The 22,131-nt window shown below is 70.1% G+C and carries 21 protein-coding genes; 11 read left to right on the forward strand and 10 right to left on the reverse strand.

From position 1 onward, the window contains the following. The first annotated feature begins 240 nt into the window (after positions 1 to 240). The 4 genes from nhaA (at position 241) to ACFU5O_RS22335 (ending at position 3,645) form a co-directional block, all read left to right on the forward strand. On the forward strand, positions 241 to 1,638 hold the full coding sequence (nhaA, locus tag ACFU5O_RS22320; RefSeq protein WP_384243266.1) for a Na+/H+ antiporter NhaA: 1,398 nt from the start codon (positions 241 to 243) through the stop codon (positions 1,636 to 1,638). A gap of 43 nt (positions 1,639 to 1,681) precedes the next feature. Further along, positions 1,682 to 2,197: a phage holin family protein gene (locus tag ACFU5O_RS22325; protein WP_384243110.1), complete on the forward strand. Its 516-nt coding sequence runs from the start codon at positions 1,682 to 1,684 to the stop codon at positions 2,195 to 2,197. Beyond that, positions 2,194 to 3,156, forward strand: a complete 963-nt coding sequence (locus tag ACFU5O_RS22330; protein ID WP_384243112.1) for an alpha/beta fold hydrolase — start codon at positions 2,194 to 2,196, stop codon at positions 3,154 to 3,156. Before ACFU5O_RS22325 ends, ACFU5O_RS22330 begins: the two co-directional genes overlap by 4 nt. 309 nt (positions 3,157 to 3,465) lie before the next feature. Then, positions 3,466 to 3,645: a hypothetical protein gene (locus tag ACFU5O_RS22335; protein WP_384243115.1), complete on the forward strand. Its 180-nt coding sequence runs from the start codon at positions 3,466 to 3,468 to the stop codon at positions 3,643 to 3,645. Between the two features lie 64 nt (positions 3,646 to 3,709). Here the strand turns inward: ACFU5O_RS22335 and ACFU5O_RS22340 are convergent, their stop codons facing one another. The 3 genes from ACFU5O_RS22340 to nth all read right to left on the reverse strand — a co-directional run bounded on the left by ACFU5O_RS22340 (position 3,710) and on the right by nth (position 6,778). Next, entirely contained in the window at positions 3,710 to 4,909 is a 1,200-nt protein-coding gene (locus ACFU5O_RS22340; protein WP_384243117.1) for a MarP family serine protease, read from the reverse strand. Between the two features lie 113 nt (positions 4,910 to 5,022). Then, entirely contained in the window at positions 5,023 to 5,718 is a 696-nt protein-coding gene (locus ACFU5O_RS22345; protein WP_384243119.1) for an NUDIX hydrolase, read from the reverse strand. A gap of 79 nt (positions 5,719 to 5,797) precedes the next feature. Continuing rightward, positions 5,798 to 6,778 carry an endonuclease III gene (gene nth, locus ACFU5O_RS22350; RefSeq protein ID WP_384243121.1) on the reverse strand — a complete coding sequence of 327 codons (981 nt, stop codon included), beginning with the start codon at positions 6,776 to 6,778 and terminating at the stop codon, positions 5,798 to 5,800. Between the two features lie 425 nt (positions 6,779 to 7,203). Here nth and ACFU5O_RS22355 point away from each other — a divergent pair, with 425 nt between their 5' ends. After that, positions 7,204 to 7,878, forward strand: coding sequence for a Crp/Fnr family transcriptional regulator (locus ACFU5O_RS22355; RefSeq protein ID WP_108150862.1), 675 nt, complete (start codon positions 7,204 to 7,206; stop codon positions 7,876 to 7,878). 102 nt (positions 7,879 to 7,980) lie between these two features. Here the strand turns inward: ACFU5O_RS22355 and ACFU5O_RS22360 are convergent, their stop codons facing one another. From ACFU5O_RS22360 to ACFU5O_RS22380, 5 genes are all read right to left on the reverse strand, one after another. Further along, the gene (locus tag ACFU5O_RS22360) at positions 7,981 to 8,865 is read right to left on the reverse strand and encodes an SPFH domain-containing protein (protein WP_384243124.1); all 885 of its coding nucleotides are present in this window, start codon (positions 8,863 to 8,865) and stop codon (positions 7,981 to 7,983) included. A 192-nt stretch (positions 8,866 to 9,057) separates the two neighbouring features. Next, positions 9,058 to 9,888: an MBL fold metallo-hydrolase gene (locus ACFU5O_RS22365; protein WP_384243126.1), complete on the reverse strand. Its 831-nt coding sequence runs from the start codon at positions 9,886 to 9,888 to the stop codon at positions 9,058 to 9,060. After that, on the reverse strand, positions 9,885 to 10,760 hold the full coding sequence (locus ACFU5O_RS22370) for an NUDIX hydrolase (RefSeq protein WP_384243128.1): 876 nt from the start codon (positions 10,758 to 10,760) through the stop codon (positions 9,885 to 9,887). The genes ACFU5O_RS22365 and ACFU5O_RS22370 overlap by 4 nt, the downstream gene beginning before the upstream one ends. Positions 10,761 to 10,970: 210 nt before the next feature. Next, positions 10,971 to 11,438 (reverse strand): RidA family protein, encoded by a 468-nt coding sequence (locus tag ACFU5O_RS22375; protein ID WP_384243269.1) that lies wholly within the window; start codon positions 11,436 to 11,438, stop codon positions 10,971 to 10,973. Between the two features lie 8 nt (positions 11,439 to 11,446). Then, positions 11,447 to 11,605, reverse strand: coding sequence for a DUF4177 domain-containing protein (locus ACFU5O_RS22380; protein WP_003967454.1), 159 nt, complete (start codon positions 11,603 to 11,605; stop codon positions 11,447 to 11,449). Positions 11,606 to 11,791: 186 nt separating this feature from the next. Here ACFU5O_RS22380 and ACFU5O_RS22385 point away from each other — a divergent pair, with 186 nt between their 5' ends. Continuing rightward, the gene (locus tag ACFU5O_RS22385; RefSeq protein WP_384243130.1) at positions 11,792 to 12,766 is read left to right on the forward strand and encodes an ArsA family ATPase; all 975 of its coding nucleotides are present in this window, start codon (positions 11,792 to 11,794) and stop codon (positions 12,764 to 12,766) included. Then, positions 12,763 to 14,085 (forward strand): ArsA family ATPase, encoded by a 1,323-nt coding sequence (locus tag ACFU5O_RS22390; RefSeq protein ID WP_384243132.1) that lies wholly within the window; start codon positions 12,763 to 12,765, stop codon positions 14,083 to 14,085. The genes ACFU5O_RS22385 and ACFU5O_RS22390 overlap by 4 nt, the downstream gene beginning before the upstream one ends. Before the next feature lie 266 nt (positions 14,086 to 14,351). Here ACFU5O_RS22390 and ACFU5O_RS22395 read toward each other — a convergent pair whose 3' ends face one another. Beyond that, positions 14,352 to 14,696, reverse strand: a complete 345-nt coding sequence (locus tag ACFU5O_RS22395; protein WP_266381103.1) for a WhiB family transcriptional regulator — start codon at positions 14,694 to 14,696, stop codon at positions 14,352 to 14,354. Between the two features lie 370 nt (positions 14,697 to 15,066). Here ACFU5O_RS22395 and ACFU5O_RS22400 point away from each other — a divergent pair, with 370 nt between their 5' ends. After that, on the forward strand, positions 15,067 to 17,349 hold the full coding sequence (locus ACFU5O_RS22400) for a transglycosylase domain-containing protein (protein ID WP_384243135.1): 2,283 nt from the start codon (positions 15,067 to 15,069) through the stop codon (positions 17,347 to 17,349). Positions 17,350 to 17,754: 405 nt separating this feature from the next. On the opposite strand, the gene ACFU5O_RS22405 is transcribed toward ACFU5O_RS22400, so the two are convergent. After that, complete coding sequence (locus ACFU5O_RS22405) at positions 17,755 to 18,219, reverse strand: GatB/YqeY domain-containing protein (protein WP_384243137.1); 465 nt, start codon at positions 18,217 to 18,219, stop codon at positions 17,755 to 17,757. A gap of 292 nt (positions 18,220 to 18,511) precedes the next feature. On the opposite strand from ACFU5O_RS22405, the gene mptB reads away from it, so the two are divergent. The 3 genes from mptB to ACFU5O_RS22420 are packed head-to-tail and all read left to right on the forward strand — an operon-like array spanning position 18,512 to position 22,130. After that, positions 18,512 to 19,960 carry a polyprenol phosphomannose-dependent alpha 1,6 mannosyltransferase MptB gene (gene mptB / locus ACFU5O_RS22410; RefSeq protein WP_384243139.1) on the forward strand — a complete coding sequence of 483 codons (1,449 nt, stop codon included), beginning with the start codon at positions 18,512 to 18,514 and terminating at the stop codon, positions 19,958 to 19,960. Next, the gene (locus tag ACFU5O_RS22415; protein ID WP_384243142.1) at positions 19,957 to 21,306 is read left to right on the forward strand and encodes a glycosyltransferase 87 family protein; all 1,350 of its coding nucleotides are present in this window, start codon (positions 19,957 to 19,959) and stop codon (positions 21,304 to 21,306) included. The genes mptB and ACFU5O_RS22415 overlap by 4 nt, the downstream gene beginning before the upstream one ends. Continuing rightward, positions 21,189 to 22,130, forward strand: coding sequence for a metallophosphoesterase (locus ACFU5O_RS22420; protein WP_384243144.1), 942 nt, complete (start codon positions 21,189 to 21,191; stop codon positions 22,128 to 22,130). The genes ACFU5O_RS22415 and ACFU5O_RS22420 overlap by 118 nt, the downstream gene beginning before the upstream one ends. The last annotated feature ends 1 nt before the right edge of the window (position 22,131 follow it).

Below are 22,131 nucleotides of genomic sequence, written 5' to 3' on the forward strand. Positions count from 1 at the left end.
CGAGCAGCGCGTGGGGACCCACGCGGCAACGCTCCGAACAGCAAAGGGGCACCCGGCAGCAACGCGCCGGGTGCCCCTTTTGCACCTATGGTGAAGATCGCGGATGCAACCTTCCCGCGCTGGGTATGTTCTTAGGTAAAGTAATCAACGCATCAACGATGCGACAAAGAAGACCTAGGTGCGCCGGGAAGTCTGGTCGGCATGTGCTCAGCCATGCCCATCGCACCGGAGGTCCCGCTCGTGGCAGCGCCCGGCTCCACCCCCCGTAAGTTCCTCGGACGCCTCTCCCTCCCCGAGCGCACGTTCGTGGCGGACACCCTGCGCGCCGAAACCGTCGGCGGGATCCTGCTGCTCATCGCCGCAGTCGCCGCCATCGCTTGGGCGAACAGTCCCGTGGGCGCGAGCTACGAGGCTGTCAGCGACTTCCACATGGGCCCGGCCGCACTGGGCCTCGATCTGTCCGTACAACACTGGGCGGCCGACGGACTGCTCGCGGTCTTCTTCTTCGTCGCCGGCATCGAGCTCAAGCGTGAGCTGGTAGCCGGCGAACTGCGCGACCCCAAGGCCGCGGCCCTGCCGGTCATCGCGGCGATCTGCGGCATGGCGGCACCCGCGCTCGTCTACGCCCTGGTCAACGTCACGGGCGGCGGCTCCCTGCGCGGCTGGGCGGTGCCCACCGCCACCGACATCGCCTTCGCACTCGCCGTGCTCGCGGTCATCGGCACCTCCCTGCCGTCCGCGATACGCGCGTTCCTGCTCACCCTCGCCGTGGTCGACGACCTCTTCGCGATCCTGATCATCGCGATCTTCTTCACCAGCGATCTGAACTTCGCCGCGCTCGGTGGCGCGGTCGTCGGACTCGGAGTGTTCTGGCTGCTGCTGCACAAGGGCATACGCGGCTGGTACGTGTACGTCCCGCTCGCCCTTGTCATCTGGGGCCTGATGTACAACAGCGGCGTCCATGCCACCATCGCGGGGGTCGCGATGGGCCTGATGCTGCGCTGCACCAGGCATGAGGGCGAGACGCGATCTCCCGGTGAGCACGTCGAGCATCTCGTGCGGCCCGTCTCGGCCGGGCTGGCCGTACCGCTGTTCGCGCTGTTCTCCGCGGGTGTGAACGTGTCCGGCAACGCGCTCCACGCGGTTTTCACCAGGCCCGAGACCCTCGGTGTCGTCCTCGGACTGGTGGTGGGCAAGACCGTCGGTGTCTTCGGCGGCACCTGGCTCGCCGCACGGTTCACCAAGGCCGAGCTCAACGACGATCTGGCCTGGCCCGATGTCTTCGCCGTGGCGTCGCTCGCCGGAATCGGCTTCACCGTCTCGCTCCTCATCGGCGAGCTGGCCTTCGCCGGGAACGCGACACTGACGGACGAGGTCAAGGCCGCGGTGCTGCTGGGTTCGCTCATCGCCGCCGTCTTCGCCTGCGTGCTTCTGAAGCTGCGGGTACGCAAGTACCAGGCGCTGTACGAGGAGGAGGAGCGCGACGAGGACCAGGACGGCATTCCGGATGTGTACGAACAGGACAAGCCGGAATACCACCTGCGGATGGCCGCGATCTACGAGAAGAAGGCCGCCGAGCACCGCCGCAAGGCGGAACTCGCGGGGGCATCGCGCGCCGACGGCGACCGTCCGGCATGATCTGACCACGGATCCGTACCAGAGATGATGAGGGAGTCAGCGAATGAGCGACCCCGGCAAGCGGGCGGCGACTGCCGCCGGCGCCGTCGAAGCCACAGGCGACACCGTCGGCCCAGTCCGGCTGATCGGCCCTGACCGCACCCTAGGTCAGCTGGTCGCGACGGCGACCGCCGAGATGTCCGCGCTGGTGCACGACGAGATCGCCCTGGCCAAGGCCGAGCTCCGGCAGGACGTCAAGCGCGGGGTGACGGGCGGCGCGTCCCTGACCATCGCGGGCGTACTCGCGCTGTTCTCGCTTCCGGTGCTGAGCTTCGCCGCGGCGTACGGGATCCACAACCTGGGTCTCGGGCTCGCGTGGTCGTTCCTGATCGTGGGCGGGGCGTTTCTCCTGCTGGCAGGGCTGGCGGCGCTGCTCGCCATGGCCAAGTTCAAGAAGGTGAAGCCGCCGGAGAGGTCGATCGCCTCGGCCAAGCAGACGGCGGCCGTGCTGCAGAACGTCAAGCCGCACCCCCGTCAGGACGAGGACTCGGCCGTCGTTGTGGCACGCTCATCAGCATGACGGCCCCTGATACGAGCCACGGCGGCACCGGAAACGGCAACGGCCCGGGCCTTGGCAGCCCCGTACGGATCGATGGTCCCTGGACCCATCGCGACGTGGCGGCCAATGGTGCGCGCTTCCATATCGCGGAGCTGGGCGATGGGCCGCTGGTGTTGCTGCTGCATGGCTTTCCGCAGTTCTGGTGGACGTGGCGGCATCAGCTGACCGCGCTCGCCGATGCGGGGTTCCGGGCCGTGGCGATGGACCTGCGAGGGGTGGGCGGCAGCGACCGTACGCCGCGGGGTTACGACCCCGCGAATCTCGCGCTCGACATCACCGGCGTCGTACGGTCCCTCGGCGAGCCCGACGCGGCGCTCGTCGGCCATGACCTCGGCGGGTATCTCGCCTGGACCGCCGCCGTGATGCGGCCCAAGCTGGTGCGCCGGCTCGCGGTCTCCTCGATGCCGCATCCGCGACGCTGGCGCTCGTCGATGCTCGGCGACTACGCGCAGAGCCGCGCGGGCTCGTACGTCTGGGGCTTCCAGCGGCCATGGCTGCCGGAGCGTCAACTCGTCGCGGACGACGCGGCGCTGGCGGGCAAGCTGATCCGCGACTGGTCGGGGCCGCGGGCGCCGGAGGACGAAGCGATCGAGGTGTACCGGCGGGCGATGTGCATTCCGTCGACCGCGCACTGCTCGATCGAGCCGTACCGGTGGATGGTGCGATCGATGGCCCGTCCGGACGGCATTCAGTTCAACCGCCGGATGAAGCGTCCGGTTCGCGTACCCACGCTGCACCTGCACGGCTCACTCGATCCGGCGATGCGCACCCGCAGCGCGGCGGGCTCCGGCGAGTACGTCGAAGCGCCGTACCGCTGGCGCCTCTTCGACGGGCTCGGCCACTTCCCGCACGAGGAGGATCCTGTGGCCTTCTCCACGGAACTCATCAACTGGCTGAAGGACCCCGAACCCGACCGGTAACCCCGACAGCCCACGCACAACCGACCACGCAAGCCCAACACCTGCCGGGGGACCGGGGGTCGCCCCCCGGAAAACACAGCCCGCACGAGGAGGATCCTGTGGCCTTCTCCACGGAACTCATCAGCCGGCTGAAGGACCCCGACAGCCCATCCGGAGCCGCCCGCAGGGTCCCCGGTCCGACGGTCAGCCGGAGGCGTGACGCCGGCGTCCGCGAACGGGTGTGCGACGAACGGGCATTGCCTGGCGCATAGGCCAATTGGCGGGCCCCGATGCGGTTACCGACCTTGGGGCACGGGCACACGTCGGGGTATGGGCTGGACGCACGACTACGGTGACACAGCACGCAACTCTCGCTCGGCCTCCGCGCCGATCGACCACGAGAGGGGCGGCCCGCAGGCACAGGGCCACGATCCCCGGCTCGGAATTCCCCGTATCCTCCGCCGCCGGGCCCGCTGGGTCTCGGCGCGGCTGCGTCATCCTCGCGGCTGACGGAACGCCGACAGCGCTCCAACAGGGCATCCACGAGCGGGGCGTCCACGACGCCCCTGACGTGTCACAGCGCGCAGCCCTGGCTGTCGACCTGCTGATTGGCCGAGGCGCCGAGCCTGATGTCGTCGCGGATCTCATCGGCGGTCAGCGCATAGCCGGTGCTGGCGTCGTCGAGCGACCGGGCGAAGATCACTCCGTACACCTCGCCGTCCGTGGTGAGCAACGGACCGCCCGAGTTGCCCTGGCGGACCGTCGCGAACAGTGAGTAGACATCACGGCGCACCTCGCCGCGGCGGTAGATGTCGGGGCCGTTGGCGTCGATTCGGCCGCGGACACGCGCGGAGCGCACGTCGTACGAGCCGTTCTCCGGGAAGCCCGCCACGATCGCGCTGTCGCCCGTGCGGGCGTCCGTCCCGGTGAACCGCAGCGGCTGCGCCTCGAGGTCCGGGACGTCGAGCACGGCGATGTCGCGCTGCCAGTCGTAGAGGACGACCTTCGCGTCGTACAGCTTGCCCTTGCCCCCTATCTGGACGGTCGGCTCGTCGACTCCGCCGACGACATGCGCGTTGGTCATGACACGTCGCTCTGAGAAGACGAAGCCGGTGCCCTCGAGGACCTTGTTGCAGCTGGGGGCCGTACCGACGACCTTGACGATGGAGCGCTGGGCGCGGGCCGCCACCGGGCTGTTGACGAGGGCCGGGTCGGGCGCGCGGACCTCCGTGATGGGTTCGTTGGCGAACGGACTGAAGACCTGCGGGAAACCGTTCTGCGCGAGGACCGAGGAGAAGTCGGTGCTCCATGTCGAGGCCTGAGCAGGCATCACCCGGGAGACGCCGAGGAGGACCTTGGAGTTACGGACCTCCTTGCCGAGCGTCGGCAGCGAAGTGCCCGCGAGGGCGGAGCCGATCAGCCATGCGACGAGCAGCATCGCGACGACGTTCACGAGCGCGCCCCCGGTGGCGTCGAGCGCGCGTGCGGGCGACCACGTGATGTAACGGCGTAGCTTGTTGCCGAGGTGCGTGGTGAAGGCCTGGCCTACGGACGCGAAGACGATCACGATCACGATGGCGACGACCGCGGCTGTCGTGGAGATCTCGGACCCGTCGGTCAGCTGGTCCCAGAGGACCGGGAGCAGATAGACGGCCACGAGGCCGCCGCCGAGGAAACCGATCACCGACAGAATGCCGACGACGAAGCCCTGACGGTATCCGACGATCGCGAACCACACCGCGGCTGCCAGCAGCAGGATGTCCAGCACGTTCACCGTCAATAGCCTCGCAGATTCATCGTCCGGCACTCCGTCCGGCCGGGGTTCGTCCCAGAAGGACGGGTGGATTTTCGAGGTCGTGGCCCCGGAGTGACATGTGGGCAACGGTCTCATGACCGCCAGTCGAGCGGGACCTGCTTCCCGCGGTCCCATGGGCGTTCCCAGCCCGCGAAATGAAGGATGCGGTCGATCACTCCGGCAGTAAAGCCCCAGACCAGAGCCGATGCGACCATGAACGCCGGGCCACGATGGCCGCTCGGATGGACGGTCGTCGCGCGATTGGCCGGATCCGTGAGATCCGCCACGGGAACCGTGAAGACCCGGGCGGTCTCGGCCGGGTCGACGGCGTCGACCGGGCTGCGGTCGCGCCACCAGCCGAGGACAGGCGTCACGACGAAGCCGCTCACCGGGATGTAGAGGCGGGGCAGCACACCGAAGATCTGGACGCCCGCCGGATCCAGCCCTGTCTCCTCCCGGGCCTCGCGGAGCGCGGCCCGCAGCGGGCCGGTGGTGGCGGGGTCGCCGTCCTCCGGATCGAGGGCGCCCCCGGGGAAGGACGGCTGGCCGGCGTGCGAGCGGAGGCTGCTGGCGCGCTCCATGAGCAGCAGCTCGGGGCCGCGGGGACCGTCCCCGAAGAGGATCAGCACGGCGGACTGCCGGCCGTCGCCGCTCTCCGGCGGCAGAAACCGGCTGAGCTGCTCAGGAGCGACAGTTCTCGCGGCCCGGTCCACCGGGGCCAGCCAGTCGGGCAGACCGTCGCTCGTCACGGTCAGCTCGCCGTCGTACATCTCGTCCGTGCGTGTCATGGGCACCCCCATCGTGTGCAACGCGTTCGGCCGCCCGGATCGTTCCAGCCCATGCCGGCAGCCTTCGGCCGCGACGCCGTCACGGGGCGTCCAGGGGCGGCGCGGGCGTTCCGGGGTAGTCCGGCGGGGGGTTCAGCCGCTGACCGGGGTAGCCGCCCATCTCGTACTTCAGGAGCTTCTTCGCCTTCTCCGGGTCCGTCTCACCCTCGCCGTACGCCGGGCACAGGTGGGTGATCGGACAGGCACCGCAGGCGGGCTTGCGGGCGTGGCAGATGCGGCGGCCGTGGAAGATCACGCGGTGGGAGAGCATCGTCCACTCGCTCTTGGGGAAGATCCCGGCGATCTCGCCCTCGATCTTGACCGGGTCGTCCTGCTCCGTCCATTTCCAGCGACGGGCGAGCCGCATGAAGTGGGTGTCGACGGTGATCCCGGGGACACCGAACGCGTTGCCCAGCACCACGAACGCCGTCTTGCGGCCCACGCCCGGCAGTGTGACCAGGTCCTCCAGCCGGCCCGGGACCTCGTTGCCGAAATTGTCGCGAAGCGCCGTGGAGAGGCCGATCAGGGACTTCGCCTTGGCGCGGAAGAACCCGGTGGGCCTGATGATCTCTTCCAGTTCCTCGGGGACGGCGGCGGCCATGTCCTCGGGGGTGGGGTACTTCGCGAAGAGGGCGGGGGTCGTCTGGTTGACCCGCAGATCCGTGGTCTGAGCGGACAGGACCGTGGCCACGAGCAGCTGGAACGGGTTCTGGAAGTCGAGCTCGGGATGTGCGTACGGATAGACCTCGGCCAGTTCACGATTGATCCGGCGGGCACGGCGCACCATCGCGAGCCTCGATTCCGGCTTCGCGGAGGTCCTGGCCGCGGGCGTGGCCGCCGTCGCGTCGGCCGGCGACGAGGTCTTCGCCGCCGCCTTGGCGGTCCGCCGGGCCTTCGCCGAGGACCCCGCGGACGAGACCTTCGGCGGAGCCTTCGCCGCCGCTTCCGCCGGCGCTTCCGCCGCCGCCTTCCGTGAGGACCTGACCGACGAGGCCCGGGCGGACCTCGCCGAGGACGTCACGGCTGCCGACGACGCGGACCGGGCGGCCTCGGCGGAGTCGGCCGACGACGCGGACCGGGCTGACGACGCCGACTTGGCGGAAGGCTTCGACGAAACTTTGAGGCCTTTCCTATTTGACGCTTTTGTGGATTTTGTCGGCTCGGGCGAACCCTGTTCGCCCACAGCGGAATCCTGCTCCCCTGACACTCTTCCGGCCCCCTTGGCCTGCACTCTCACCGGCGAATTGGACACCCGGCCAGCCTAAGGGCCGCCACCGACATCCGCCCCGGGCCTGGCCGATCGCCACCCGAATCCGCCCCTGCCGCACAACCGGACACGCCGGTGCGTCAGACTTGTCTTGGGACCCTTGTGATCGATCGCACTGTTTTGCTGTGCGGCATCATGGGGAGCACCGTCCCCTGAGCAGGTCGACAAGGAGAGAACTCGTGGACGACGTTCTGCGGCGCGCCCCGCTCTTCGCGGCGCTCGATGACGAGCAGGCCGCGGAGCTCCGCGCCTCGATGAGTGAAGTGACGCTCGCCCGCGGCGACGCGCTCTTCCACGAGGGCGACCCCGGCGACCGCCTCTACGTGGTCACGGAAGGCAAGGTCAAGCTCCACCGCACCTCCCCCGACGGCCGCGAGAACATGCTGGCCGTGCTGGGTCCCGGTGAGCTGATCGGCGAACTGTCGCTGTTCGACCCGGGCCCGCGTACGGCCACTGCCAGCGCCCTCACGGAGGTCAAGCTCCTCGGCCTCGGTCACGGCGATCTGCAGCCCTGGCTGAACGCACGCCCCGAGGTGGCCACGGCCCTGCTGCGTGCCGTCGCCCGCCGGCTCCGCAAGACCAACGACCAGATGTCCGACCTGGTCTTCTCCGATGTGCCGGGCCGGGTCGCCCGTGCGCTCCTCGACCTGTCGCGCCGCTTCGGCGTGCAGTCGGAGGAGGGCATCCACGTCGTCCACGACCTCACCCAGGAGGAGCTCGCCCAGCTCGTCGGCGCCTCCCGCGAGACCGTCAACAAGGCGCTCGCCGACTTCGCCCAGCGTGGCTGGCTGCGCCTGGAGGCACGTGCCGTGATCCTGCTGGACGTGGAACGCCTCGCCAAGCGCTCGCGCTGAGACGTCCCCTGTTTTCGCACCTGAAGGGCCGCCCCGGAGGATCCCGGGGCGGCCCTTCGGCCTACGTGCCCGTGTACGCGCGGCCCGCGCGCGACGCCGGTGTCAGTTCTTCTTGGTGTCCACGATGAGCGGGTTCCCGCTGCCACCGCCGCACGGCACCGCGTACACCGGGTTCTTCGCCGCCGCCTCCCTGTAGGCGTCGATGCACTGGTTCATGAGGACCTTGTCCGTCAGCGAGTCGTTGAGGATCCTGTTCGCCTTGGCGATGCCCTCCGCCTCGATCCGGCGACGCTCGGCCTCCGCCGTCGCGGTGCGCGCGGCCTCCGTCGCCCGCTCCGTGGCCTGCTGCTGCTGGATCTTGCGGTCGATCTGGTCCTGGAGGCGGTCCGACGGCTTCACATTGCGCAGGTTGACGGTAGTGACGGCGATACCGCGCGGAGCCAGCCGTTCCTTGATCAGCTGACCGATCTCGGTGTTGATCTTCTCGCGGGCCGAGGTGTACCCCTGCTCGCTCGTGTAGCGGGCGAACACATTGCGGATGATCTCCCGGCTGTCCGGGTAGACCAGCCGCTGCTGGATGGCGTCCTCGCTGCCGGCGAGCTTGTAGAGCTCCACCGCCTCCGAAGGGGTCACCGCCCACTTGACCGTGACCTCCACGTACATCACGCCGCCCTGGCTGGAGCGCACCTCGACCACGTCCTTGTCGGAGAGGTTGAGGTCGACCGGGCGGGTCGAGAACGTCGTGACGTTCGTGAAGGGCGACTTGACGTGCATGCCCGAGGTCATGGGCGTACCGACCTTGCCGAAGGCGACCGGTACGCCGACCTCGTAGGCGCTCACCACATAGACCATGCTGGCTATGCCCATGAACAGACCGACGACCAGGGCGCCGGCCGCGCCGATCCTGAGACCGCGACGCTCACCGCCACGCGCGACGACGTACATCACCACAGCAGCGATGACGAGCAGGATGGACAGGACGAACACTGCTTCCCCCCAAGTGCGAACAAATACGCAATGCCGAAAGTAAGCGGAGCGTAAGGCACGAAGGGGCCGCGCAGTACCCGGGGGTGGCCGGACAAGTGGTGGGCAGGGGCGGACAGGTGGTGGGCAGGGACGGACAGGTGGTGGGTGGACGAAACGGTGGGCCGGAGATGGGCGGGCCGGGGGTCGGCCGACCTAGATGAGGCCGTGGTCCTGCAGATACTCCATCTGCGCACGCACCGACAGCTCCGCCGCAGGCCACAACGACCTGTCCACGTCCGCGTACACATGGGCCACCACCTCGGCCGCCGTGCCGTGGCCGTTCTCGACGGCGGTCTCGACCTGGGCGAGGCGGTTGGCGCGGTGGGCGAGATAGAACTCGACGGCGCCCTGGGCGTCCTCCAGGACCGGACCGTGACCCGGGAGCACCAGGTGCACCCCGTCGTCGACAGCCAGCGAGCGCAGACGGCGCAGCGAGTCGAGATAGTCGCCGAGGCGGCCGTCGGGGTGGGCGACGACCGTCGTCCCGCGGCCGAGGATGGTGTCGCCGGTCAGTACGGCCCGGTCGGCGGGCAGATGGAAGCACAGCGAGTCGGCGGTGTGGCCCGGGGTGGGAACGACCCGCATCTCGAGACCGCCGACCCGGATCACCTCTCCCGCAGCGAGCCCCTCGTCCCCGAGACGCAGCGCCGGGTCGAGGGCACGCACCTTGGTGCCGGTGAGCTCGGCGAAACGGCCGGCCCCCTCCGCGTGGTCGGGGTGTCCGTGCGTCAGCAGGGTCAGGGCGATCCGCTTTCCGGCCTTCTCGGCGGTCGCGACGACATTCCGCAGATGTACGTCGTCGAGGGGGCCGGGGTCGATGACGACGGCGAGCTCGGAGTCGGGCTCGGACACGACCCAGGTGTTGGTGCCGTCCAGGGTCATCGCGGACGCGTTGGGGGCCAGCACGTTGACGGCCCGCGCTGTCGCCGGACCGCTGACGACCGCGCCGCGCGGCTGTCCCGGAAGGGCTGCGGCGTCGCTCATCGTGGGCCTCCCGTCGGTCCTGTCGGGATGTGCTTGGTGAACTCGTCGTGGCCGGGCCAGCTGAGAATCAGCTCTCCCTCCTCCAAGCGTGCCTGGGCGAGGATCGGATCGAGATCCTGCTCGGCCGCTCCCGCGAGCGCGTCCGCTGCGGCGCCGTACTGACCGAGCGCCCGCAGCGTGGCGATCGTCGGCGGCATCATGAGCAGCTCACCCTTGTCGTACCCGGCGGCGGCCTCCGCCGGCCTGATCCAGACCGTTCGATCGGCCTCCGTCGAGGCGTTCCTGGTCCGCTGGCCCTCCGGGAGGGCCGCCACGAAGAACCAGGTGTCGAAGCGGCGTGGTTCGAACTCCGGGGTGATCCAGCGGGCCCACGCGCCCAGCAGGTCCGAGCGCAGCACCAGTCCCCTGCGGTCCAGGAACTCGGCGAAGCTCAGCTCCCGGTCGACCAGCGCCGCCCGGTCCGCCTCCCAGTCGTCGCCGGTCGTGTCGCCGACCACCGAGTCCGCGGTCTCGCCGGCGAGCAGAACGCCCGCCTCCTCGTAGGTCTCGCGTACGGCCGCACACACGATGGCCTGCGCGGACGCCTCGTCCTCGACCCCGAGCCGCGCCGTCCACCCGGCCAGCGGCGGGCCCGCCCAGCGGATGGGCCGGGAGTCCCGCTCGTCCACACCACCGCCGGGATAGACGTACGCGCCTCCGGCGAACGCCATGGAGGCGCGGCGGCGCAGCATGTGCACGTACACGCCCTCGGAGGTGTCCTTGAGCAGCATGACGGTCGCCGCCCGCCTGGGGGTGACGGCGGTGAGCTCGCCGGCGGCGAGCGCCCGGACCCGCTCGGGCCATTCCGGTGGGTACCACTGACCATTGGACATGGGCGGATGCTATGCGTTCACGCGTGGATGTTCGAGGGGTGGCCACGCCCGCGGGGAGCCGGCGCTCATGGGCCGGCGAACACGATGCGGCCAGGACACGATGCGGTTCGGACAACGGTCGCGGCCCTGTGCCCGCCGGGATCGGGCGGGCACAGGGCCGCAATCCTGCTGACCGGCGGTCGGCCCACCGGATCCTTGCCTCAGCAGCCGTCAGTTCTGGACGAGTTCCACCTGGATCTCGACCTCGACCGGCGCGTCCAGCGGCAGCACCGCGACACCCACCGCGCTGCGCGCGTGCACACCCTTGTCGCCGAGCACCGCCCCGAGAAGCTCACTGGCGCCGTTGACGACGCCCGGCTGCCCGGTGAAGTCGGACGCCGACGCGACGAAACCGACGACCTTCACCACGCGCGCGATCCGGTCCAGATCGCCGGCGACGGACTTCACGGCGGCAAGCGCGTTCAGCGCACAGGTGGCGGCGAGCTGCTTGGCCTCCTCGGCGGTCACCTCGCCGCCGACCTTGCCGGTGACCGGAAGCTTGCCCTCCACCATCGGGAGCTGCCCCGAGGTATAGACGTACGGGCCGGACTGCACGGCCGGCTGGTACGCGGCCAGCGGCGGCACGACCTCCGGCAGCGTCAGACCGAGCTCGGCGAGCTTCGCCTCCACGGCGCCCACCGCGCTCATCAGGCCTTCTCCCTCTTGAGGTAGGCCACGAGCTGCTCGGGGTTGTTCGGCCCGGGGACGACCTGGACGAGCTCCCAGCCGTCCTCGCCCCAGGTGTCCAGGATCTGCTTGGTCGCGTGCACGAGAAGGGGCACGGTCGCGTATTCCCACTTGGTCATGGAGCCGACTGTAGCCGCACACAGGGACAGCATCGTGACGCAGTCCGCCCGGTCGGGCGACGAGGCCGGGCGGGGCTCCCGACACGGCCCGGTGGTGTCCGCGCCGCGGCCCGGGACCCGTGGAGTGACGCAGCCCGCACGCAGCCTCGTGCGTAGCCCGCGGGCCGACTGGTTAGGCTCGAAGACGTGAGCAGGCTTCAGGTCGTCAGCGGCAAGGGCGGAACCGGTAAGACGACGGTCGCCGCGGCCCTCGCGCTCGCCCTCGCGACCGAGGGAAAGCGCACTCTCCTCGTCGAGGTCGAGGGCAGACAAGGCATAGCGCAGCTCTTCGAGACGGAGGCGCTGCCGTACGAGGAACGCAAGATCGCCGTCGCCCCGGGCGGCGGCGAGGTCTTCGCGCTGGCCATCGACGCCGAGCGTGCCCTCCTCGACTACCTCCAGATGTTCTACAAACTGGGCTCCGCGGGCCGGGCTCTGAAGAAGCTCGGTGCGATCGACTTCGCGACGACCGTCGCCCCGGGGGTCCGCGACGTGCTGCTGACCGGCAAGGCGTGCGAGGCCGTACGCCGCCGGGACAAGCAGGGGCGGTACGCCTACGACCACGTCGTCATGGACGCTCCGCCCACCGGCCGGATCACCCGCTTCCTGAACGTCAACGACGAGGTGGCGGGCCTTGCGAAGATCGGCCCGATACACAATCAGGCACAGGCCGTGATGCGTGTCCTCAAGTCGCCTGAGACCGCAGTCCACTTGGTGACCCTGCTGGAGGAGATGCCCGTCCAGGAGACCGCGGACGGCGTCGCCGAGCTGCGCGAAGCGGACCTCCCCGCCGGCAAGGTGATCGTCAACATGGTCCGGCCGCACATCCTCGACGAGGAAGCGGTACGCAACGCGGCGACGGCCGGCCGGCGCAAGGACATCGCCAGGTCGCTGACCGGGGCGGGGGTGAGCCGCGCGGCCGGACTGGTCGGGCCGCTGCTCGAGCAGGCGGCGGAGCACGCGCAGCGCGTCGAGCTCGAACGCGAGCAGCGAGCCGTGCTCCGCGCCCTGGAACTGCCGACGTACGAACTCCCTCTGCTGAGCGAGGGAGTCGATCTGGCCGGGCTGTACCAGCTGGCGACCGAACTGCGGAAGCTCGGTGTGAACGGGGAGAACGGATGACACCGCCCATGACCCATGGCATCGCCCTGCAGGACACGCCGCTGCTCGACATCGATCCGCTGCTCGACGACCCGGACACCCGGATCATCGTGTGCTGCGGCTCCGGGGGCGTGGGCAAGACGACCACCGCGGCGGCCCTCGGTGTACGCGCGGCCGAGCGCGGACGCAGGGCGGTCGTCCTCACCATCGATCCGGCGCGCAGGCTGGCCCAGTCGATGGGCATCGACCTGCTGGACAACACCCCGCGCCGGGTGGACGGCATCAAGGGTGAGGGCGAGCTGCACGCCATGATGCTCGACATGAAGCGCACCTTCGACGAGATCGTCGAGGCGCACGCGGATCCGGCGCGGGCCCGCGCGATCCTGGAGAACCCCTTCTACGAGTCCCTGTCGGCCGGCTTCGCGGGCACGCAGGAGTACATGGCGATGGAGAAACTGGGTCAGTTGAGGGCGCGCGACGAGTGGGACCTGATCGTCGTGGACACTCCTCCGTCCCGCTCGGCCCTGGACTTCCTTGACGCACCGAAGCGGCTCGGGTCCTTCCTGGACGGAAAGTTCATCAAGCTGCTGATGGCCCCGGCGAAGATGGGCGGCCGCGCCGGGATGAAGTTCCTGAATGTCGGTATGTCGATGATGACCGGCACGCTCGGAAAGCTGCTGGGCGGTCAGCTGCTGCGTGACGTGCAGACCTTCGTGGCCGCGATGGACACGATGTTCGGCGGGTTCCGTACCCGCGCGGACGCCACGTACCGGCTGCTGCAGGCACCCGGCACGGCGTTTCTGGTGGTCGCCGCGCCGGAGCGCGACGCGCTCCGCGAGGCGGCGTACTTCGTGGAGCGGCTCGCGGCGGAAGAGATGCCACTGGCCGGGCTGGTGCTGAACCGGGTCCACGGCAGCGGCGCCGCGCGGCTCTCGGCCGAGCGGGCGCTCGCGGCGGCAGAAAATCTTGATGAGGGCCGCATTGTGGATCAGGGGTCCGGGAAGGCTGGTGTTCGTGACTCCACGGGCCCCTCTCCCACCTCTCCCGCCGTGGAGTCCGAGGCGGAGTCCACGCCCGAAGCGGGGTCCGGCTCGGACGACTCCCACGACCTTGCACCTCACCCCACGGCACAGCTGACCGCGGGTCTGCTCCGGCTGCATGCCGAACGGATGCAGGTGCTCGCGCGTGAACAGCGAACGCGCGACCGCTTCTCCGCGCTCCATCCCGAGGTACCGGTGGCCGAAGTGGCCGCCCTGCCTGGCGATGTGCACGACTTGTCAGGTCTTCGCACCATCGGCGACCGGCTCGCGACCGGTGGTTCTCCGGCCGGAGCTGCGTAGCGACTCACGGCACCACGTTCTGTCGGCGTCGCGTCGCTGTCCCGACGGCGATGCGGATTCGTCCGCGGATTTCGTCGGCGCAAGAACTGGTCCGTCGGCGCAAGAACCGGTCCGTCGGCGCGAGAAACCGGCCCGTCGGCGTGAGCACCGGCCGTCAGCCAGGTTCGCTGACGCAGGCACCGGTCCGCCGGCGCAGGTCCATCCCGTCCACGCGAGTCCGTTGCGTCGCCGAACTGCTTCGGCGCCGCGGACTCCGGCCGCGGTCGCTACCCCACTGCCGCGTACGTCTCGTACGTCTCGTCGTCCTCCAGGCCCACGGGCAGAATGCCCGCGCTCCGCTCGTACTCCGTACGCGCGGTCTCGAGCAGTCGGCGCCAGGAGGTGACCGTGGGACGCCTGCGCAGCAACGCGCGCCTCTCCCGCTCGGTCATACCACCCCATACGCCGAACTCGACGCGATTGTCGAGCGCGTCGGCCAGGCACTCGGTCCGCACCGGGCATCCGGTGCACACCGCCTTGGCCCTGTTCTGCGCCGCTCCTTGTACGAACAGTTCATCCGGATCGGTAGTGCGGCAGGCTGCCTGCGCACTCCAGTCGGTTACCCAGCCCATGCCGGCGCCGTCCTCTCCCGAATCGAGGCTCCCCCACGGCGGCAGCGGCATATTCACCGCTGCCAGTTGAGGACGTTACGGAAGGTGGGCACAGCGCAACACCCCCTTCGGGCCCAATCTTGAATGGCCCGAACGGACTATGCGTACGCGGCAGATCACCCAGGGGAGTGAGCTGAAGGCATACGTAACAATTCCGACAATTCGGGGCAGTTGAGCCCGGGCGACGGAAGAGGCGTCGCCTCGGAATGTCTCAGGGGTGTAGCGGGCTGCTACGGGGTATTGATACGCAACCGCACTGCTGTGACAGTTGGGAGCAGCTTAGGCCAAGGCCTGTACGCATGTCCGGCGAATGAGAACGTAGGCTGCCCCCATGGCAAACAAGCGCTCGGGCGGAGGTCTGACCGGGACCCAGCAGGCCGCCAAGTTCCTCGGCGTCAGTGTGCTCTCCGGAGCCGTGCTGGCGGGGCTCGCCCTGCCGGCGGCCGGTGCACTCGGGCTCGCGGCCAAGGGCACGGTCGAGGGATTCGACGAGATCCCCTCCAACCTCAAGACGCCCCCGCTCAGTCAGCGCACCACGATCCTGGACGCCAACGGCGGCCAGATCGCGACCGTCTACTCCCGTGACCGTACGGTCGTCCCGCTCAAGGACATCTCGCCGAACATGCAGAAGGCGATCGTCGCGATCGAGGACGCCCGCTTCTACGATCACGGGGCCGTCGACCTCAAGGGCGTGCTGCGTGCGCTCAACCGCAACGCCCAGGAGGGCGGGGTCGCCCAGGGCGCTTCCACGCTGACCCAGCAGTACGTCAAGAACGTCTTCGTCGAGGAGGCGGGCGACGACCCCGACAAGGTGGCCGAGGCCACCCAGCAGACCCTCGGCCGCAAGGTCCGCGAGCTCAAGTACGCGATCCAGGTCGAGGAGGAGCTCGGGAAGAAGAAGATCCTCGAGAACTACCTCAACATCACGTTCTTCGGTCAGCAGGCGTACGGCGTCGAGGCCGCGTCCAAGCGCTACTTCTCCAAGTCCGCCAAGGACCTGAAGCTGGAGGAGGCGGCCCTGCTGGCCGGCATCGTCCAGTCGCCGAGCCGCTACGACCCGGTCAACGACAAGGAGGAGGCCACCAAGCGGCGCAACACCGTGCTGCAGCGGATGGCCGACGTCGGCAGCGTCTCGCGGGACGAGGCGGACCGGGCCATGGCGGCGCCGATCACGCTCAAGGTCAGCAAGCCGAAGAACGGCTGCATCACCGCGGTCGACGGCGCGGGCTTCTTCTGCGACTACGTGCGCAAGACCGTTCTCTCCGACCGCACCTTCGGAAAGACGAAGGAGGAGCGGCAGAAGCTGTGGAACCTGGGCGGTCTGACCATCAGGACCACGCTCGACCCGCGGGCCCAGGAGGCCGCCAACGAGGCGGCGACGTCGAAGGTCAACAAGGACGACAAGGTCGCGGCGTCGGTCGTGCAGGTCGAGCCGGGCAGCGGCAAGATCCTGTCGATGGGCCAGTCCCGCCCGTACGGCCTGGACCAGAAGCGCCATGAGACGGTGCTGAACCTCGCCGTCGACAACAAGATGGGCGGCACCACCTACGGCTTCCAGGTCGGCTCGACCTTCAAGCCGATCACCGCGGCGGCGGCGCTCGAGAAGGGCCTGAGCCCGGCCCAGTCCTTCTCCAGCGGCTGGAAGGTCGCGCTCCCGATGAACTCCTACACCACCTGCTCGGGCTCCCCGGCCGGAAGCGGCGAATGGCCCGTGCAGAACGAGCTGAAGACGGAAACCGGCTCGTGGGACATGACGAGCGCGCTCGGCAAGTCCATCAACACCTACTTCGCGATGCTCGAGCAGATGACCGGGCTGTGCGAGACGGTCGAGATGGCGAAGCAGGTCGGCTACAAGACGGGTGACGGGAAGAAGATCGGCGAGGACCCGTCGATCACCCTCGGCGCCGAGGAGAGCACCCCGCTCGCGATGGCCGCCGTCTACGCGACGTTCGCCAACCGCGGCACGTACTGCACGCCGATCGCCATCGCGTCCATCACCACCGCGGGCGGCGAGAGCCTGAAGGTGCCCAGGTCCAAGTGCTCGCAGGCGATGAGCGAGCGGACCGCGGACACGATCAACCAGATGCTCAAGGGCGTGGTCGAGGACGGCACCGGAACGCAGGCCGGCCTCAGCGACCGGGACAACGCGGGCAAGACCGGTACGACGAACGACCGCAAGGACGCCTGGTTCGTGGGCTACACGCCGAACCTCTCCACCGCGGTGTGGGTCGGTGACGACGTCGGCGAGAAGACCCCGATGTACGACATCAGGATCGGCGGCCAGTACTACGACAAGGTCTGCGGCGGCTGCCTCCCCGGACCGATCTGGAAGATCGCGATGACCGGGGCGCTCGACGCCTCCGAGACGCCCTCCTTCAACCCCGTGTCCGTACCCCGTGGCGAAAGCAAGGAAGAGGACAGGGACGAGGACAAGAAGCGGGACAAGCACCGGGACCGGCCCGACACCCGCGGCGGCGACACCGGCGGCGACAACAGCCAGCCCTTCCCGGGCATCTCCATCCCACCGGGCTTCATCGGCGGCACGGACGGCGGCCGTTCCAACGGCGGGGCCGGCAACGGCGGACCGAGCGCCGGCCCGGGCGGACGGAACTGACGCGCCCTCCGGGGGACGAGGGCCGGACCCCGTCCCCCGGACCACCCCGGACTCCGTCCCCCGGTCCGGACCCCGGACCGGACCCCGGACCGGACCGGAGACCCTGTCACCCGGACCGTAGCCCGGCGCACCGCACACACCGCACACACCGCACACACCGCACACACCGCACACACCGCACACACCGCACACACCGGAACCCGGCTCCGACGAGCCGGGAAACGGGAAACGGGCCAGTGATCCCGACGCTGTCGACGGCACCCCGTAAGCCCGAACGGTCGACGGGCCCCCGCAAGCCCGACCCGGAGAACCGAGAACGCCGGCCACGTGATCCCACGTGACCGGCGTTCACCGTCTCGGCCTGCCCGCGCGCGCCGCGGTCCGGGCCGGTAGCGGCAGCGGACCTCAGCCCGCCAGGAGCTTCTTGACCGCCGCGGCGACCCGGCCGCCCTCGGCCCGTCCCGCCACCTTCGGGTTCACGATCTTCATGACCGCGCCCATCGCCCGCGGGCCCTCGGCGCCCGCCGCCCGGGCCTCCCCGACGGCCTGCGCGACGATGTCGTTCAGCTCGTCGTCCGACAGCTGCTGCGGCAGATAGGCGTCGAGGATCTCGCCTTCCTGCTTCTCCCGGTCGGCCTGCTCGGCGCGACCGCCCTGGGCGAAGGCCTCGGCCGCCTCGCGGCGCTTCTTCGCCTCCTTGGCGATCACCTTCAGCACCTCGTCGTCGGAGAGCTCGCGCGCCTTCGTGCCCGCGACCTCCTCCTTGGTGATCGCGGAGAGGGTCAGCCGGAGCGTCGAGGAGCGCAGTTCGTCGCGCGCCCTGATCGCCTCGGTGAGGTCTTCCTGCAGCTTGGACTTGAGCGTGGTCATGCCTCGATTGTGGCAGGTACGCGGCGGGCACCGCCCGCGCATTTCCTCCGGAGCGCTCCCTGGACGGCCGCGACGGCGCACACTCGCGGGGCGGATGGCGCCCCCTCCGCGCGACCGGTGCGACCCGGGCCGCCGTGGACCCTGCCAGGGGCGACGGCGGATCCGTCCGGCCCGGAGCCCGCTCCCGGCACGCGCCCGGGACCTCCCGTCGTAAGGCGCCGGACACATCTTGGCCGTGCCGGAGTGGGGCGGACGTCGGCTCCCGGCCATCGTCCGTTGACAGCCTGCCCGCATGCCGGTCATCCTCCGCGTTCCTCTCGACACCCGCCACGCCCAGGTGCTGGGGCTGACCGGCTCGGCGGTGCTCGCCTCCTGCGGGGTGGCCGTCGGAGCGGTACCCGTACGGGATGTGCTCGCGCCCCGTTCAGGGGCGGCCGCGCTCGGCCTGGCCGGGGCGTACTTCGGGCTCGTCCTGCTGATCGCCGCCTGGGTACTGCTCGGGAGGACGGTCCGCGGGCCCGAGCCACCGGGCCCCCGGACGCTGCTGCTGACACTCGCGCTGTGGGCCGCGCCGCTGCTGGTCACGCCGCCGCTGTTCAGCCGCGATGTGTACAGCTATCTCGCGCAGGGAGCGATGGTCGACGCACAACTGGATGTGTACGCGCACGGCCCCTCCCACCTCGGCGGCCCGCTGACCTCGGAGGTCGCGCCGATCTGGCAGCACACCCCGACCCCGTACGGCCCGCTCTTCCTTGCCTGCGCGGCCGCGATAGCCGGTTTCGCACGGACGGAGCTGTCCACCGGCATCCTCGGAATGCGACTGGTGGCGCTGCTGGGGGTCGCGCTGATGGTGTTCTGCCTGCCGAAGCTGGCGCGGCGCTGCGGCGCCGACCCGCGCACGGCACTCTGGCTCGGCGCGCTGAATCCCCTCCTGCTGCTGCACCTCGTGGCCGGCGCCCACAACGACGCGGTGATGCTCGGCCTGCTGGGTGCAGGGCTCGTCGCGGCACTGGGCCGGTGGCCGGTGCTCGGCGCCGTACTGGTCACCCTCGCCGCGCTGGTGAAAGCTCCCGCCGCGCTCGGCCTGATCGCCGTGGCACTGCTGTGGGGCGGGCGGCTGAGCGGACGGCTGCCCCGGCTGCGGGGGGCTCTCGCCGTCGGCGGGCTCGCGGCCGCCACCACGGCCTCGACGACGGCACTCACCGGGACCGGCTATGGCTGGATAGCCGCGCTCGACACCCCTGTTTCACCGCAGAACTGGTCGCTGACCTCGTCACTCGGCCGGATGACGGGCGCCGTGCTGACGCGTGCGGGCAGCGACCTTGCGGAATTCGCGATCCCGGCCTGGCACTCGGTCGGCATCGCGGCTACGGTGCTGGCCATGATCGCCTTTTGGCGGCGGCATCACCTACGCCGCCCGGTCTACGCGCTCGGTCTGAGCCTGACCGCAGTCGCCCTTCTCGGACCGGCGATACGTCCTTGGTACATACTGTGGGGCCTGTTCCTCATCGCCGCCGCGGCTCCGAGCGGCTCGGTCAGGCTGCGCCGGGCAGCGGCCGTCGCCAGCGGGGTGCTCGCCCTGGCCGTACTGCCCAGCGGATTCGCACCGGACGGCAAGCAACTGCTGCTCGCGACCGGCGGCGGCGTGGCCGCGGTGATCGTGCTGTGGTGCGCGTATCAGGTCGCGGCACGTTCCGCCGGGGGACGGGGCCGTACGGAACTGCTGGGGAGCACCGCGTGAAGCCACCGACCACGACCCTGGGCAGGGTCTCCACGTCTCTGGCACTGCTGACGGCCGTCACCGCTTTCCTGATCTTCGTGCCGCTGCACCGCAACTGGTTCGACCTGCACGTCTACTACGGCGCGGTCGACTACTGGACGGACGGCGGCCGGATCTACGACTACCTGAAGCCGGGCACCCACTACGGCTTCACGTACCCGCCCTTCGCGGCGCTCGTCATGCTGCCGATGACACTGGTCGGGTGGTCCAGCGCCATAGCGATCAGCCAACTGCTGAACATCCTGGCCGCCGCGACCGTCCTCTATATCTGCGCCGACGCGACGATCCGCCGTGAGCGCTGGACCCGGTGGTTCGCGTACGCCGTGCTGGCGTGTCTCTTCGCCTGGCTCGAGCCGGTGCGTGACACCGCGAGCTACGGCCAGGTCAATCTCCTGCTGCTGGCGCTGGTTTTCGCCGACGCCTGGCTGCTGATGTCGGACACCGCCCGAAGACGCCGGCTGAACCGGCTGGCGGGCCTCGGCATCGGCCTCGCCGCCGCGATCAAGCTCACGCCGGCGATCTTCATCGTCTATCTGCTGATCACCCGGCGGCTGCGGGCGGCCGGGGTCGCCACGGCTGTCGCCGGCGGTGCGACCGCCATCGCCGCATGGGCCGACCTGGAGGCCTCACGGGCGTACTGGACCGACGCGATGTGGAACACGGACCGCGTCGGTTCGCTCGCCTACGTCTCCAACCAGTCCTGGCAGGGCATGCTGGCCCGGCTCAGCGAGCCCGCCGCCGAGCCCAGCCGCGCGGTCTGGGCCGTCGGCGTTCTGCTGCTGCTGTGTCTCTGGGCCTGGCGGGCGCGGCGCGCCGTCGCCGCCGGTGACGAGCTGGCCGGTTTCGCGCTGACCGGCATCACCGCGTGCCTGGTGAGCCCCGTCACCTGGGTGCACCACCTGGTCTGGCTGATCCCCGCCCTCGCCGTGCTCGCCGACGCCGGACTTCGGTCGGCACCGGGTGGGGAGCGGCGCAGACGGCTGCTGTTCTGGGCCGGTGCGAGCTATGTCCTGCTGTGCAGCAGCATCGTGTGGCTGTGGCGGTGGAACGACGGGGGCGCCCCCGGTTTCCTCGGCAGCAACGCGTACGTGTGGATCTCGCTCGGTCTGCTCGTCCTGCTTCCCTTCCGCGAGGCACGGAAGGAGGACGGGACGTATCAACACTCCGACCCGTCTGCGACGATAGGCACATGCGCGCACGCTACGGTGTCCCCTTCAAAATCACGGCCGGAGTCGCGGCTGTCGGTGCCGCCGGCCTCGCCTACGCCGCCGGAATCGAAGCCCGCTCCTTCCGGCTCCGGCGGGTGACGGTCCCCGTCCTGCCACGCGGGATGCGCCCGCTGCGCGTTCTCCAGGTCTCCGACATCCACATGGTCAGAGGCCAGCGCAAGAAGCGCGCCTGGCTGCAGTCGCTCGCGGGCCTGCGGCCCGACTTCGTCGTCAACACGGGCGACAACCTGTCGGACCCGCAGGGCGTGCCGGAGGTCCTCGACGCGCTCGGCCCGCTCCTCGACCTCCCCGGCGTCTATGTCTTCGGGTCCAACGACTACTACGGCCCGCAGCTGCGCAACCCGGCCCGCTACCTGCTCGAGAAGGTCCAGGGCCGGCACGGCCTCAACGGGAACGCCCCGGCGGTCGGTGTCGTCCACAACCCGTGGGAGGACCTGCGCGAAGCCTTCGACTCGGCGGGCTGGGTGGGCTTGAGCAACGCGCGCGGCCGACTGAAGCTGGAAGGGCTCGAGCTGGCCTTCACCGGCCTGGACGACCCCCACATCAAGCGTGACCGCTACGACCGGGTCGCGGGCGGCCCCGAACGCGACGCCGACTTCTCCCTGGCCGTCGTCCATGCCCCCTACCTGCGGGCCCTGGACGCCTTCACCGCGGACGGATACCCCCTGATCCTGGCGGGCCACACACACGGCGGCCAGCTGTGCATCCCCTTCTACGGCGCCCTCGTCACCAACTGCGACCTCGACACGGATCGCGTCAAGGGCCTCTCCACGCACGAGGCGGCGGGTCTGGTCTCCCACCTCCACGTCTCGGCGGGCTGCGGCACCAGCCGCTACACCCCGGTCCGCTTCGCCTGCCCCCCGGAGGCGACGCTGCTGACGCTGACGGCGGCCCGGGACTGAC

It is taken from the genome of Streptomyces sp. NPDC057445, assembly GCF_042802855.1.
Taxonomy (GTDB): domain Bacteria; phylum Actinomycetota; class Actinomycetes; order Streptomycetales; family Streptomycetaceae; genus Streptomyces.